This window comes from Streptomyces sp. DH41, assembly GCF_029813785.1.
In the GTDB taxonomy this organism is placed as follows: Bacteria; Actinomycetota; Actinomycetes; order Streptomycetales; family Streptomycetaceae; genus Streptomyces.
Genome location: NZ_JARVKY010000023.1, coordinates 55,308 through 69,899, shown reverse-complemented (window position 1 = coordinate 69,899; position 14,592 = coordinate 55,308). Strand labels below are relative to the sequence as shown.

Genomic DNA, 14,592 nt, shown 5'->3' with positions numbered 1-14,592 from the left:
GGCCGCCGGCAGCCCCTTTCCGCGCCTCCCGTGTGAGCTGCGTGGATGGGTCCCCAGTCTGGCAGACGGCACAGCGATCGGGCGGGTTGTCTACCCTGATGAGGTCACCCTGGGCAACCAGAGGCCGCGCGGGGGCCGCGCAGGGGCCGCGCAGGGGCCGAGCAGAGTCCGATACGTCGGAGAAGGTCGAGAAGGTCGGAGAAGTCGCAGGTCATGAGCGAACTGACATATCCATACGAAGCACCGGCCTCGCAGGCTCTGTTCGACCGTGCGTCGGTCGTCACGCCGGGCGGCGTGAACTCCCCGGTGCGGGCCTTCCGCGCCGTGGGCGGCACGCCCCGGTTCATGGTGTCCGGCACCGGGCCGTACCTGACCGACGCCGACGGGCGGGAGTACGTCGACCTGGTCTGTTCCTGGGGGCCGATGATCCTCGGGCACGCCCGCCCCGAGGTGATCGCCGCCGTGCAGGAAGCGGTCGCGCGCGGGACGTCGTTCGGCACGCCCGCCGAGGGCGAGGTCGCCCTCGCGGAGGCCATGGTCGAGCGGGTCGCCCCGCTGGAGCAGGTGCGGCTGGTGTCCAGCGGGACCGAGGCCACCATGTCGGCCATCCGGCTCGCCCGCGGGTTCACCCGGCGGACCAAGGTGATCAAGTTCGCCGGGTGCTACCACGGGCACGTCGACTCGCTGCTCGCCGCGGCGGGCTCCGGCGTCGCCACCTTCGCGCTGCCCGACACCCCCGGCGTCACCGGTGCCCAGGCGAGCGACACGATCGTGCTGCCGTACAACGACATCGACGCCGTGCACGCCGCGTTCGCCGCCCACCCCGGTGAGATCGCCTGCGTGATCACGGAGGCCTCGCCCGGCAACATGGGCGTCGTGCCGCCGCTGCCCGGGTTCAACCAGGGGCTGAAGGACGCGTGCGCCGCCCACGGTGCGCTGTTCGTCTCGGACGAGGTCATGACCGGGTTCAGGACCAGCCGTGCCGGGTGGTACGGCGTCGAGGGCGTCGCTCCCGACCTGATGACCTTCGGGAAGGTCATGGGCGGTGGGTTCCCGGCCGCGGCCTTCGGCGGGCGTGCGGACGTCATGGCGCACCTCGCCCCCGCCGGGCCCGTCTACCAGGCCGGCACCCTCTCCGGCAACCCCGTCGCCACCGCCGCCGGGCTCGCCCAGCTGCGGCTGCTCGACGACGCCGCGTACGCCAAGGTCGACGCCGTGTCGGAGCGGATTCAGGGGCTCGTCACCGAGGCGCTGAACAAGGAGGGTGTCGCGCACACGCTGCAGACCGCCTCCAACATGTTCTCCGTGTTCTTCACCGACCGGCCGGTCACCAACTACGAGGAGGCCAAGGCGCAGGAGTCCTTCCGCTTCACCGCCTTCTTCCACTCGCTGCTGGAGAACGGCGTCTACCTGCCGCCGTCCTCCTTCGAGTCCTGGTTCGTGTCCACCGCCCACGACGAGCGGGCTGTCCAGCGGATCGCCGACGCGCTCCCGGCGGCGGCCCGCGCGGCCGCGGAGGCGACCGCATGAGCCACGACACCGATCAGGAGCTGACCGTCGTCCACGTCATGCGGCACGGCGAGGTGGAGAACCCCACCGGTGTCCTCTACGGCCGCCTGCCCGGCTACCACCTCTCGGAGCTGGGCCGCCGCATGGCCGACCGGGTCGCCGAGCACCTCGCCCCGCGTGACGTGACGTACGTCGTGGCCTCCCCGCTGGAGCGGGCGCAGGAGACGGCGACGCCGATCGCCAAGGCGCACGGACTCGACCTCGGCACCGACGCGCGGCTCATCGAGGCCGGCAACGTCTTCCAGGGCAAGACCTTCGGCATCGGCGACGGGGCTCTGCGCCGGCCCGCCAACTGGAGGCACGTGGTCAACCCGTTCAAGCCGTCCTGGGGTGAGCCGTACGTCGACCAGGTCGTGCGCATGATGGGCGCGCTGGACGCCGCGAAGGACCGGGCCCGCGGGCACGAGGCCGTCGTCGTCAGCCATCAGCTGCCGATCTGGACCCTGCGGTCGTACGTCGAGCGGCGCCGGCTGTGGCACGACCCGCGCAAGCGGCAGTGCACGCTGGCCTCGCTGACGACGTTCACGTACCGGGGCGACCGGATCGTCTCCGTCGGCTACACGGAACCCGCCCGGGACCTCGTCCCGGCCCACCTTCTCGCGGGAGCGAGGCCGGCCAAGGGACAGGGCAAGGCCTACGGGGCCTGACGGCCGCTTCGGTCTGACGGCCGCTTCGGTCTGACGGCCACGCCACTTTGCCCTGACGAGCGCCGCATACGGCCACGCAACCGGCCGTATGCGGCGCTCGTCACTGAATCCGCACAAATTTCCGGAACCCGCACGTTCGTCGCGTCCTCTGACCGGGTGACCACCCAAGGACGCGACGAACGAGGTTGCGATGCGCACTTCCACCCGCACTCTCACCCGCAGGGGGATGCTCGGACTCGGCGCGGGCGCCGCGGCGGCCGGGCTCGCGGGCTGCGGTACGGGATCCGGCTCAGGCTCCGGATCCGGCTCATCGGCGGACGGATCCCACCAGGCCGGCGGTTCCGGAGAGCCCTCGCCCTCCGGCAGCGGCAAGGCCCCCGCCCGGCCCATCGGGGACGGCTCCACGTCGTACACCGGCAAGCAGCCGCACCAGCCGGACGCGCCCGTGCCGCTGGAGCCGGGTCAGACCCCGCCGCAGTTCGTCGTCTTCTCCTGGGACGGCGCGGGAGAGGTCGGCAACGGACTCTTCCCGCGCTTCCTCGACCTGGCCAGGGAGCACGGTGCGCACATGACCTTCTTCCTCTCGGGCCTGTATCTGCTGCCCGAGTCGAAGAAGCGCCTCTACGACCCGCCGAACAACCCGCGCGGCGCCTCCGACATCGGCTACCTCACCGACGCCCACATCAAGGACACGCTCGCGGGCGTCCGCCGGGCCTGGCTGGACGGCCACGAGATCGGCACCCACTTCAACGGCCACTTCTGCGGCGGCGGCGGCACGGTCGACAACTGGACGCCGGCGCAGTGGCGCAGCGAGATCGACCAGGCGAAGTCCTTCGTCAAGGAGTGGCGGACCAACACCGGCTGGACCGACCTGCCGTCGCTGCCCTTCGACTACGACAAGGAACTCGTCGGCGGGCGCACGCCCTGCCTGCTGGGCCAGGACGACCTGCTACCCACCGCGCGCGAGCTCGGCTGGCGCTACGACGCCTCCTCGCCCGGCGGCCGCCAGGTGTGGCCGGCGAAGAAGGACGGGATCTGGGACCTGCCGTTGCAGCAGATACCTTTCCCCGGCCACTCCTTCGAGGTGCTGTCCATGGACTACAACATCCTCGCCAACCAGTCGGTCAACTCGACCAAGGCGCCCGCCCACAACTACCCGGGCTGGCGCGAGCAGGCCACTCAGTCGTACATATCCGGCTTCAAGCGGGCATACGCGTCGAACCGGGCACCCTTCTTCATCGGCAACCACTTCGAGGAGTGGAACGGCGGCATCTACATGGACGCCGTCGAGAACGCCCTCAAGCACATCGCGCGGGAGAGGGAGAAGGGGAACGGCCAGGACATCCGGCTCGTCTCCTTCCGTCAGTTCACCGACTGGCTGGACGTGCAGAAGCCCGAGGTGCTCGCCAAGCTCCGTACCGTCGAGGTGGGGCAGCGGCCGGCCGGCGGATGGAGCGCCCTCCTCGGGGAGACCGGTCTCGGGGAGGCCGGCGCGGGCACCTCGTCGCCCTCGGGGAACGCCGCCTGAAATGCGGGTTTCCGCCCGTGAGGGGGGTGCGCAAGATCCCCGGAACGGACATGCGAAACTTTTCACATGAGTGCCGCCAGCCGCGCCCCCCTGCGCTCGAACCTCTCGAACCGCTCGAACCGCGCCAGCACCACCGCCAGCACCACCGGCCGCGTTCGTCGCCGCGTCGCCCTGACCACCGGCGCCGTCGCGGTCGCGCTGCTCGCCACCGCCTGCGGCTCCGGGGGCACCTCGGGCGGCGGCGGTCAGACCGGGTTCGTCACCGGCGCGGACGGCATCTCCACCGTCAAGGAGGGGGAGCGGGCCGACGCCCCCGACCTGTCCGGCAAGACGGTCGACGGGGGGCAGCTCGACGTCGACGACTACAAGGGCAAGGTCGTCGTCCTCAACGTGTGGGGTTCCTGGTGCCCGCCCTGCCGGGCCGAGGCCAAGAACTTCGAGAAGGTCTACCAGGACGTCAAGGACCAGGGCGTCCAGTTCGTCGGCATCAACACCCGGGACACGTCCACCGGTCCGGCCCGCGCCTTCGAGGAGGAGTTCGGGGTCAGCTACCCGAGCCTGTACGACCCGACCGGCAAGCTGATGCTCCGCTTCGAGAAGGGCACGCTCAACCCGCAGGCCATCCCCTCCACGCTCGTCATCGACCGGGAGGGGAAGGTCGCCGCGCGCACCCTCCAGGCGCTCAGCGAGGAGAAGCTCCGCAAGATGCTCGACCCGTACCTCACGGACGAGTCGGGCGAGCCGGCCAAGTCGGAGCAGTGACGTGAGCGCACTGTCCACGCTCGCCACGGCGGGAACCAACGGCACCGTGCTCAACGGCGCCCTGCTGGTGGCCCTGCCCATCGCGTTGCTCGGCGGCCTCGTCTCCTTCTTCTCGCCCTGCGTCCTGCCGCTCGTCCCCGGCTACCTGTCGTACGTGACCGGGGTCACCGGCACCGACCTGGCCGAGGCCCGGCGCGGGCGGATGGTCGCGGGCGCCTCGCTCTTCGTCCTCGGCTTCACCGCCGTGTTCGTCTCCAGCGGCGCGCTGTTCGGCTACTTCGGCCAGACGCTCCAGGAGAGTCAGGGTGTCCTGACCAAGGTGCTGGGCGTGCTCATGATCCTCATGGGCGTCTTCTTCATGGGCCTGATGCCATGGCTCACCCAGCGCGAGTTCCGCTTCCACAAGAAGCCCGTGAACGGCCTGATCGGCGCTCCCGTGCTGGGCGCGCTGTTCGGCATCGGCTGGACGCCCTGCATCGGCCCGACCCTCGCGTCCGTACTGGCGCTCTCCGCCGACCAGGGCACGGCCGGCCGCGGCGCGATACTGACCGTCGCCTACTGTGTCGGCCTCGGCGTGCCCTTCGTGCTCGCCGCGGTCGCCTTCCGCAAGGCGCTCGGCGCCTTCGGCTGGATCAAGCGCCACTATGTGTGGGTGATGCGGATCGGCGGCGTCATGATGATCGCGACCGGACTGCTGCTGCTGACCGGAGTATGGGACAGCATCGTGCAGGACATGCAGACCTGGTCCAACGGCTTCACTGTAGGGATCTGACCGATGAGCAAGACCACCACGGGAAAGACCCCGACGGGCACCCCGGAAAGCACCGCGCGGGACACCCCGCCGGCCGGCGAGGACCAGGACCTCGGCGCCGCCGGCTCGCAGCTCTCCACCGCGCCCAAGGAGGAGGCCCCCAACCTTCCCTCCCTCGGCGTCATCGGCTGGTTCCGCTGGTTCTGGCGGCAGCTCACCTCGATGCGGGTGGCGCTGCTGCTGCTCCTGCTGCTGTCGCTGGGCGCGATCCCCGGCTCGCTGATCCCGCAGAGCGGTGTCGACGAGCTGAAGGTCGAGGAGTTCCGCGAGAACCACGACGTCCTCGGGCCCCTCTACGACAACCTCGGCCTCTTCCACGTCTACAGCTCGGTGTGGTTCTCCGCGATCTACATCCTGCTGTTCGTCTCCCTCATCGGCTGCATCGTCCCGCGCACCTGGCAGTTCGTCGGCCAGCTGCGCGGCCGTCCGCCCGGCGCGCCCCGGCGCCTGACCCGGCTGCCCGCGTACACCACCTGGCGCACGGCGGCCGAGCCCGAGCAGGTCCGTGAGGCCGCGCTCGCCCTGCTGAAGAAGCGCCGCTTCCGCGCCCACACCGTCGGTGACGCCGTCGCCGCCGAGAAGGGCTATGTACGCGAGGCCGGCAACCTGGTCTTCCACATCGCGCTGATCGTGATGCTGATCGCCTTCGCCTGGGGCCAGCTGTTCAAGTACGAGGGCAACAAGCTGATCGTGGAGGGCGGCGGCTTCTCCAACACGCTCACCCAGTACGACGACTTCAAGTCCGGCAACCTCTTCGACCCGGACCACGACCTCGCCCCCTTCAGCTTCAGCCTGAAGGACTTCCACGGCACGTACGAGCCGAGCGGACCCAACCGCGGCACCCCGCGCATCTACGAGGCCAAGGTCGACTACAGCGAGGGCGCCTACGGCGGGGAGAAGTCGACCACCATCGAGGTCAACGAACCGCTGGAGATCGACGGCTCGAAGGTCTACCTCGTCAGCCACGGCTACGCGCCCGTCCTCACCGTCCGGGACGCCAAGGGCAACGTCGTCATGGACAAGGAGGCGACCGCCCTGCTGCCGCTGGACTCCAACGTCACCTCCTCCGGCGCCGTCATGGTCCGCGACGGCTACCGCAACGCCGAGGGCGAGAAGGAGCAGCTCGGCTTCAACGCGTTCTTCGTGCCGACCTACGGCGGCGAGGGCAGCGCGATGTACTCGACCTTCCCGGCGCTGCTCAACCCGACGCTCGCGCTCTCCGCCTACCACGGCGACCTCGGCGTCGACGCGGGCTTCCCGAAGAGCATCTACCAGCTCGACAAGACCAACCTGGAGGAGTTCAAGGACTCCGACGGCGAGCTGTTCAAGAAGCTGCTGAAGCCCGGCGAGACCATGACCCTCCCGAACGGCGCCGGCACGGTCACCTTCGACGGCGTGCGGGAGTGGGCCGGCTTCCAGGTCACGGAGCAGCCCGCCAGCGGCTGGGCGCTCGCCGGTGCCGTCGCCGCCATCCTGGGCCTCGCCGGTTCCCTGTTCATCCAGCGCCGCCGCGTCTGGGTGCGGGCCGTCGAGGGCCCCGACGGGGTCACGGTCGTGGAGATGGCCGGCCTCGGACGCAGCGAGTCCGCGAAGCTCCCCGAAGAGCTCGGCGACCTCGCCGGTGTCCTGTACGAACAGGCCCCCGACGCGCCCGAGGCGTCCGACGCGCCCCGCGACGACGACGCACCGAAGAACGACGACGCCACCCCCGATTCCCCCGACACCCACGTCGTACCTGCCGAAGGGGCTGAGAAATGACTCTCGCCGCCGCAACCCATCTGGCCGCCGCGGCCAACGAGGACCTCGCGAACCTCAGCAACACGCTGATCTACTCCGCGATCGCGGTCTACACGTTGGCCTTCCTGGCGTACATCGCCGAGTGGACCTTCGGCAGCCGCAGCAAGGTGGGCCGTACGGCCGCCGCGCTGACCGCCGACACCGACGCCAAGGCGAAGACCGCCCCGGCCGTCACCGTGAACAAGGCCGGCGGCACCGCCGTACTGGAGCGGCCCAAGGTCGTCGTGCGTGCCGCGACCGGCACCCGCGACGTACCCGACGGGCCGGGCGCGCACGGCGGCACCGAGAAGGGCGACCTCTACGGACGGATCGCCATCTCGCTCACGGTGCTCGGCTTCGCCCTCGAGGCCGGCGGCGTGCTCGCCCGCGCCCTGTCGGTGAAGCGGGCGCCGTGGGGCAACATGTACGAGTTCAACATCACGTTCACGACGGTCGCCGTCGGCGTGTACCTCCTGCTGCTCGCACTGAAGAAGAACATCCGCTGGCTCGGCCTTCCGCTGATCACCATGGTCATCCTGGACCTCGGTATCGCCGTCAAGGTCCTGTACACCGCCAGCGACCAGCTGGTCCCCGCGCTCGACTCGTACTGGATGTACATCCACGTCTCGACCGCGATCTTCTGCGGCGCGGTGTTCTACGTCGGCGCGATGGCCACGGTCCTGTACCTCTTCAAGGACAGCTTCGAGAACAAGCTCGCCTCCGGCGGCAAGCCCGGCCGCTTCGCCAACTCCGTCCTGGACCGGCTGCCCGCGGCCGCCAACCTCGACAAGTTCGCCTACCGCGTCAACGCCGCCGTCTTCCCGCTGTGGACGTTCACGATCATCGCGGGCGCGATCTGGGCGGGCGACGCCTGGGGCCGCTACTGGGGCTGGGACCCCAAGGAGACCTGGTCCTTCATCACCTGGGTCGCCTACGCCGGCTACCTGCACGCCCGCGCCACCGCCGGCTGGAAGGGCCGCAAGGCCGCCTACCTGGCGCTCGCCGCCTTCGCCTGCTGGCTGTTCAACTACTACGGCGTCAACATCTTCGTCTCCGGCAAGCACTCCTACGCGGACGTGGGCCTGGGCGCCCTCCAGTCCGTCGGTTTCTGAACCAGGAGCCTCACGAGGCCGGTTCGCCGCGACCCAGGTCGCGGGGGACCGGCCTCCGCCGTCTTCCGCCGGACGGCCTCGGGCGTGCCCGGGCGGTGACGAGGACGTAGCCGAGATGCTCGTCGGCCCTGGCCACCTGCTCCAGCACCGGGGCGACCCGTTCGACGGCGTCGTGTCCGTACGCGTCGGTCAGGCCGGGGCGGCGGCTGTCGAACTCACGCCGGGTCCGGGGGCCGCTGTGGCACGTGTACCGGTCCAGGTCCTCGACCTCCAGGATCTCGAACCCGGCCGCGCGGAGAAGCTCGAGGAGCCGTGAGCGGGTGCTCAGGTGCACGGAGGGGACGTCGTCCATCCACGGCTCGGCCTCCCGCCCGGTCGGCTCGGCCTCCGTTCCGGTCGGCCCCGCCTTCGTTCCCGACGCCTCGTCCGGCGGCAGGACCATGTCCACCACCGCCAGCAGCCCGCCGGGGCGCAGGCAGCGGGCCGCTTCGGCGAACGCCGCCGCCTTGCCTTCGGCGGCCGTGTCGGGCAGGTGGGAGACGACCTCCATCATCAGGGCGCGGTGGAAGGCGTCCGCGGGCAGCGGCAGCCGTCTGGCGTCACCGGTTTCGAAGGAGATTCGGCCCGGGGCCGCCGCGCCCGCCGCCAGTCGCCGCGCGGCGGCCACCTGACCAGGGGTGGCGTCGACGCCGGTCACGGAGCACCCCGTCTCCTCGGCCAGGAGCACCGCGGGCTGGCCCGCGCCGGACCCGATGTCGAGCAGGGCGTGGTCCGGGCCGAGCCGGAGTCGTCGCCCGGCCGTCCGGGTGAGCCGGTCGGCGGCTTCCGCGTACGTGGCGGGGTCCGCGCTGCCGGTGAAGTAGCCCTTGTGCATGGCCCGGGTGCCCAGCACCGCGTGGGCCAGTTCGGCGTGGGAGTCGTAGTAGTCACCGATGGTGTCCAGCAGCTGGTCCGGCGTCATGACGGGCGGCTTCCCTTCAGGGCGTGGGCGGGGTCGGCCTTGTTCCCGGGCGACGTGAAGCGGCGGTTGGCCGCCCTGCGGGCGTAGCCGAGGGCGAGGCCGGCGCCCGCGGCCGTCACGCAGGCCAGCCGCCCTCTCAGGGCGGGGGCGTGGAAGACGTCGTGGCGGGAGTGCGGGACCTGACGCAGGACGCACCGGGCCATACTCACGTACTGCCGGGGCAGCTCCCGTGCGTCGGCGTCCGCCCAGCGCCACCAGTCGGCGGCCCGGTCCAGGTGGCCACGCGCGCGCTCGGCCTCGAAGCGCGCAAGGTCGCGCAGTCTGTCCGTCATACGGCGGTCCCGGGCGGCGGCCTCCAGCTCGGCACGGTCGAGCCCGAACGCCTTGAGGTCGTCGAGGGGGAGGAAGAGCCGGCCGTCCGCGAGGTCCTCACGGAGATCGCGGAGATTGTCCGTGAGCTGGAGACCGAGGAGGGCGGAGACGGCGTGCTCCCTGGCTTCCTCGCTGTGGTGGGCGCGAGAGCCCAGCAGGGCGTTGAGCCACATGTTGTGCTCGCCGCCGGTGCTGCGGATGTGCCGCTCCAGGTCCGCGAAGGAGGCGTACTCGGTGACGCGCAGGTCCGCGCCGATGTTCGTCAGGGCCAGCTCGACGGATTCGCGGGGGATGTCCCAGACGCGGGTGAAGTGCGCGAAGGCGCGGCCGAAGGCCCGGCCGAGGCGGTCCTGGCGCGAGGACGGCGGCCCGGTCCAGGGGTCCTGGCCGTCCAGGAGCGCGAAGAAGTCGCGGGTGTAGGCGTCGTAGCGGACCATGCGCTCCGGGACCGGCACACGGGCGTCGTCGATGAGGTCGTCGACGTGTATCGAGAGCGCGAGGATCGCGTCCCAGTAGGGGCGTCTGCCGGGGGGCAGCAGCTGGCGGAGCGGGAAGTAGTGCGCCACGAAGTTGCGGCGGAGGAAGGATCCGCACGCTGCGTAGGCGCGGCAGAGTTCCGGGTCTCGCAGGTTCGCCGCCCGGATGTCCTTGGCGGTCACGCGGTCCCCCGCGTCAGGGTCCAGGTGTCGTACAGCGTGTGCGGGCCGGAGGGCGCGGACGTGTAGTTGTCGTGGACCTCGACTCCGGTGAAGCCGTGTTCGGCGGCCAGGCGGCGGACGGTGTCGTGGGGCAGCCGGTAGAAGCGGTGCAGGTCCCGGGTACGGACCCAGGACTCCCCGGCACCGCCCCCGGCACGGCCCTCGATGCCGTCCCCGGCACGGTGGAACTGGCTGTAGGCCATGTCGAAGTGGGCACTGTCGGCCGCCGTGGTGAAGGTCCAGATGTAGGAGGTGTCCTCCATCTCCAGTGCCATGACGCGCGGTTCGGCCGGGTCGAAGAGCTTGGCGAAGAACCCGGCGCCGTAGACGTCGAAGACGAACGTCCCGCCGGGCGGGAGCAGGCGGGCCACGGCGGCGAGGGTGGCGTCGATCCGCTGCTCCGAGAGGTAGTTGAACCCTCCGGCGGCGCTGATGACGGCGTCGAACTCGCCGGCTTCGGCCGGGATCTCCGGCAGCTCGGACAGGAGCAGGGTGGTGTCCGCGCCCAGCCGCCGCCGGGCCTGCTCCAGCATCGCCGGTGACCGGTCCAGTCCGGTCACGGTGTAGCCGCGCCGGGTGAGTTCGGAGAGCATCAGGCCGGTACCGCAGCAGATTTCCAGCACCCGGCGCACCGAATGGGGCCCGGGCTCCCAGAATGCCTGGAGGAAATCGGCCATGTGGCCGCGTGCGGATTCCTGTTGCTCCGTGACGGCCCATTCGGCCAGCCGGTCGTACGATGCCGCGAGGTTGGCGTAGGGATCGGTGTGGGCGAGTGCTTCGGTGCTCATGGGGACTTCCCTTATCGTGTCGTGGTTTCGACGGCGAGATCGACGGGCCGGATGAGGGCATAGGCCTGTCGTGCCGATACCGCGAGTCCGGTGCGCCTGGAGAAGATCAGGTCGGCGAGCGGAAACGGGCGGTGGTAGAAGGTCAGGGAGGACGGCGCGTCGAAGATGTCCGCGGAGGCGACGAAGAAGGGGAGTTCCGCGAGCAGGTAGCGCAGTCCTGTCTCGACCTCGTCGTCGGTGGGCTCCGTCGCCGGGCGCCGGGACAGCAGCACCTCCCGGCTGGCGGCCCGGCAGGCCGCCCTCAACTCCGCGTCCGTGAGCAGGGCCGCCTCGCACTCCGCGAGCGCCTTCCGGTACGCGGCCCGGTCGGTGAGCTCGGACATCAGATGGGCGCCGTCGCCGCCGCGTGGGCCGCCCGCGGCGGTCCAGGCGCGGGCGACGCGGTTGCGCAGCACGTTGATCTCGGCCCGTACCTTGCCGGCCGCACGATCGGGTGCGTAACCGAGAGCGGTGAAGGTGTGAATCAGCGCGGCGTCCGGGACGACTACGTCCACCCGCGCGAAATTGCCGCTGAGCCACCGAAGCAGATCGGTGAGCAGGGCGACCCGGAAATAGCTGTTTCCCGGGCTTACCCCGAGAACGACATGCTCCTTGCGAGCGCAAATCGAAGCACATTGCTCCGTCAGTGGCTCAAGTGAAAAGCTTGCGGGTTCCGACACGTTGGAACATTACACAGCTGATGCGATTCGCAAACTCTGACCGACGCCTGACGGGTGAGGGAGGCAATAGGGGAGGGGTGGACGGCAATTACTGGGCACGTGGACGGGCGACGCTCGTGACGATGTCCCGCAGCCGTTCGACGTACAGCCGCAGGTTCTTGTGCGCGATGTCGGTGTCCGGGTAACGGCTCGCGAACCACAGTCCCTCCGGGAGCCGGGTGACCCACGCGCAGACCTGGTCGCCGTACGACACCCTGAGCAGCGCGTACGCCGTCTGGTCCGCCCACTGACCGGCGCCGGGGACGTCGCGGGCGTCGACGTACGACACGATCGAGTACAGGTCGGGCGAGGTCGGGTGGAACTCCGTGCCGAGCAGGCGCAACACCCGGTCGATCGGCATGCGGGCCAGCCGCCGGTTGGCCCGCAGTTCGGCGCGGACGGCACGCAGGGCGCTCGGGAAGTCGCGGGCCCGCGCCACGGGGATCTCGATCGGCGCACCACCGACGTACCAGCCCACGGAATCCGACCACTGGGACCGCGACCTGGTGTGGAACGGCACGACCGTGCGGTAGACGGGCTCCCCGCCGATCTCGTGGACGACGAGCGCGGTGGCGGCCAGGACGCCGACCAGGCTGCCGCCGTAGGGGCGGCAGTACGCCTCGAAGGCGGCGGCGTCCGCCGCGTCCACCAGCGGCTCGCGCAGCAGCCGCTGCTCGGGCAGCGCGTCGCCGGGCCGCACGCCGAGATCGACCGGGAAGGACGGCAGCCGTCCGTCGCACCGCTGGATGAACTCCCGCCAGCGGGCGACGATGTCGTGGGCGCCGTCGATCCGGTCCGCGTCCGCCCGCTCGGCCTCGCAGAAGTCGACGTAGCTGCCGACCCGCGGCTGCGGCACGGTCCGGCCCTCGACGCCGGCCGCGTACAGCTCGTGGATCTCGGCGGGGATGCGGTAGATGGAGTAGGCGTCGACGTTGCTGTGGTCGAAGGCCATGTAGACGCTGACGCCGTCGTCGCGGACGACCGCCGTGTAGATGAGGTTGGGCCAGCGCAGCGCGTCCGCGACGTGGTCGAAGCGGTCCCGGAGGTGGCGGGCCAGGTCGGTGGCGTCCGGGAAGTCGCCGACGTCCGTACGGCGCAGGGACACGGCGTCCGCGTCCAGGGTGAACCGGCGCATCGTGTCGCCGGCCTCACCACTCCAGCGGAAGCCGCTGCGCAGCGTCTCGTGCCGCAGCGTCCAGGCGCGCAGCGCCTCCTGGAGCACGTCGAGGTCGACCGGGCCCGGGATGTCGAAGGCCGTGCCGAGCCAGGTCGGCACGGAAAGGCCGTCCTCGCGCATCGACCGGGCGGTACGGATGTGCGACTCCTGGATGTACGCCGGCGGCCTCGTGTCCTCGGGCAGCGACGCCGCGATGTCGAGGGTCCTGGGACTGAGCGTCCATTCGACGAGGCGCCCGGGCCGGATCTCGCAGCGCTGGATGTCGGTCATTCGCACGAGGGGGGTCTCCGTTCGCAGATGTAGGCAGACCCGACCAAGGGAATGCCGTGTCCGCGACCGCGCACCTGGTGTGTCGGCACGGTTCAACGGAACGGATGGCTCCTCGAACGGCGGTACGGCCTCCGCTAGGGGGCCGTCGTCCCTTCCAGGGACGGGGCCATGGTGCCCTCCAGGGACGGGTTCGCCGTTCCCTCCAAGGACGGGTTCGCCGTTCCCTCCAGGTAGGCGTGGAGGGCGCCCGCCCCCGCGAGCATCGCCCGTGTCCGCGCGGTGAGCGCCTGCCCGCGCGCCTCGACCGCCGCCCGCAGGGCCGCACTGCCGCCCTCGCGCCGCAGGCCTTCCAGTACGGGGCGGATCTGGTCGAAGAGGTGGTGGCTGCGGCGCAGCACGCGCACGACCCGTGCGTCGCGGACGTCGGAGGGACCGTACACGCGGTACCCGGTGCCGCGTTCCCGCCCCGGCGCGAGCAGCCCCGCCGCCTCCCACACCCGCAGCGCGGACGTCCGTACGCCGATCAGCGCGGCCACCTCGCCGACACGCAACGCGTCCCCGGCCGAGCGCTCCGCCGACGGCTCGGGCTCCTCCCGGGCCAGCGCCTCCAGCGCCTCGCTCGCGGCCCGCAGCGAGACCCGCTCCTCGTGCAGGGCGGCATGCGCGGCGTCGACCAGGGCGAGCGCGCCGGGGACGTCCCCGTCGTGCACGGTCCGCATGATCCGCGTCGCCGTCAACGGCTCGTACCCCTTGCGCAGGGTCCGGTACGTCAGCAGCGCGTGCCGGTGCACCTCGCCGAAGACGCGGTACCCGGACTCGGTCCGCTCGGCCGGGGGCAGGACACCGGCGTCCTCGTAGTTGCGGATCTGCTGCGTCGAGAGACCGGCCGACCGGGCCAGGTCGACGGTGCGGAGACGGCGGTCGTCTGGCGTCACGGCCCGCAGCCTAGGGCAGCCGGGTCCGTCAGATGATCTCCTTCTCCTCGGTGACCATCACGGCCACCGAGTCCATGTCGATGAAGCGTGCTTCGTCGGGGTTGACCAGCGTCCGGTAGTTGTCGGAGGCGAAGAAGGCGTCGTGGTCCTCCCAGCCCTCGAACCAGATCTCCGTCAGGCCGTCGTAGGCCCGGTCCGGATAGTTCCCGGCGGGGACCGGGTGGGACACGGTGTACTTGCGCACGTGGCGCTCCGCCTCCGGGATGGAGGTGAACAGCGGCGCGTGCCGGTCCCGGTGGTGCTCGACGAAACGCTCGTACGACATTCCCTCGACGCGGTTGATCATGAAGATGAGCTTCAGCATGGAGTTAACCTAAAAGCTCACATCAATGTGAGGGTCAAGTGCGCGGCAGTCTGGAAGGATTTCG

General features: G+C 70.8%; 14 protein-coding genes. 7 read left to right on the top strand and 7 right to left on the bottom strand.

Annotated features, from left to right (window positions below):
* The first annotated feature begins 213 nt into the window (after window positions 1–213).
* From hemL to ccsB, 7 genes are all read left to right on the top strand, one after another.
* A complete protein-coding gene (gene hemL / locus QC283_RS30490) occupies window positions 214–1,530 on the top strand; it encodes a glutamate-1-semialdehyde 2,1-aminomutase (protein ID WP_279564959.1) in 1,317 nt (438 codons plus the stop codon).
* The gene (locus QC283_RS30485; protein ID WP_279564958.1) at window positions 1,527–2,216 is read left to right on the top strand and encodes a histidine phosphatase family protein; all 690 of its coding nucleotides are present in this window, start codon (window positions 1,527–1,529) and stop codon (window positions 2,214–2,216) included. The genes hemL and QC283_RS30485 overlap by 4 nt, the downstream gene beginning before the upstream one ends.
* Window positions 2,217–2,406: 190 nt before the next feature.
* A complete protein-coding gene (locus QC283_RS30480; RefSeq protein ID WP_279564957.1) occupies window positions 2,407–3,744 on the top strand; it encodes a hypothetical protein in 1,338 nt (445 codons plus the stop codon).
* Window positions 3,745–3,810: 66 nt separating this feature from the next.
* On the top strand, window positions 3,811–4,506 hold the full coding sequence (locus tag QC283_RS30475; protein ID WP_279564956.1) for a TlpA family protein disulfide reductase: 696 nt from the start codon (window positions 3,811–3,813) through the stop codon (window positions 4,504–4,506).
* A gap of 1 nt (window position 4,507) precedes the next feature.
* Window positions 4,508–5,278: a cytochrome c biogenesis CcdA family protein gene (locus tag QC283_RS30470; protein ID WP_279564955.1), complete on the top strand. Its 771-nt coding sequence runs from the start codon at window positions 4,508–4,510 to the stop codon at window positions 5,276–5,278.
* Window positions 5,279–5,281: 3 nt separating this feature from the next.
* The gene (gene resB, locus QC283_RS30465) at window positions 5,282–7,075 is read left to right on the top strand and encodes a cytochrome c biogenesis protein ResB (protein ID WP_279564954.1); all 1,794 of its coding nucleotides are present in this window, start codon (window positions 5,282–5,284) and stop codon (window positions 7,073–7,075) included.
* Window positions 7,072–8,205, top strand: coding sequence for a c-type cytochrome biogenesis protein CcsB (ccsB, locus tag QC283_RS30460; RefSeq protein ID WP_279564953.1), 1,134 nt, complete (start codon window positions 7,072–7,074; stop codon window positions 8,203–8,205). Before resB ends, ccsB begins: the two co-directional genes overlap by 4 nt.
* Window positions 8,206–8,215: 10 nt before the next feature.
* On the opposite strand, the gene QC283_RS30455 is transcribed toward ccsB, so the two are convergent.
* The 7 genes from QC283_RS30455 to QC283_RS30425 all read right to left on the bottom strand — a co-directional run bounded on the left by QC283_RS30455 (window position 8,216) and on the right by QC283_RS30425 (window position 14,528).
* Entirely contained in the window at window positions 8,216–9,166 is a 951-nt protein-coding gene (locus QC283_RS30455) for an SAM-dependent methyltransferase (RefSeq protein ID WP_279564952.1), read from the bottom strand.
* Entirely contained in the window at window positions 9,163–10,197 is a 1,035-nt protein-coding gene (locus QC283_RS30450) for a squalene/phytoene synthase family protein (protein ID WP_279564951.1), read from the bottom strand. Before QC283_RS30450 ends, QC283_RS30455 begins: the two co-directional genes overlap by 4 nt.
* Window positions 10,194–11,024, bottom strand: a complete 831-nt coding sequence (locus tag QC283_RS30445; protein ID WP_279564950.1) for a class I SAM-dependent DNA methyltransferase — start codon at window positions 11,022–11,024, stop codon at window positions 10,194–10,196. The genes QC283_RS30450 and QC283_RS30445 overlap by 4 nt, the downstream gene beginning before the upstream one ends.
* Before the next feature lie 11 nt (window positions 11,025–11,035).
* Complete coding sequence (locus QC283_RS30440; protein ID WP_279564949.1) at window positions 11,036–11,743, bottom strand: tRNA-dependent cyclodipeptide synthase; 708 nt, start codon at window positions 11,741–11,743, stop codon at window positions 11,036–11,038.
* Between the two features lie 88 nt (window positions 11,744–11,831).
* Entirely contained in the window at window positions 11,832–13,235 is a 1,404-nt protein-coding gene (locus tag QC283_RS30435) for a condensation domain-containing protein (protein ID WP_279564948.1), read from the bottom strand.
* Window positions 13,236–13,363: 128 nt separating this feature from the next.
* A complete protein-coding gene (locus tag QC283_RS30430) occupies window positions 13,364–14,164 on the bottom strand; it encodes a MerR family transcriptional regulator (RefSeq protein ID WP_279564947.1) in 801 nt (266 codons plus the stop codon).
* A 28-nt stretch (window positions 14,165–14,192) separates the two neighbouring features.
* Window positions 14,193–14,528 carry an EthD domain-containing protein gene (locus QC283_RS30425; RefSeq protein ID WP_279564946.1) on the bottom strand — a complete coding sequence of 112 codons (336 nt, stop codon included), beginning with the start codon at window positions 14,526–14,528 and terminating at the stop codon, window positions 14,193–14,195.
* Window positions 14,529–14,592 lie beyond the last annotated feature (64 nt).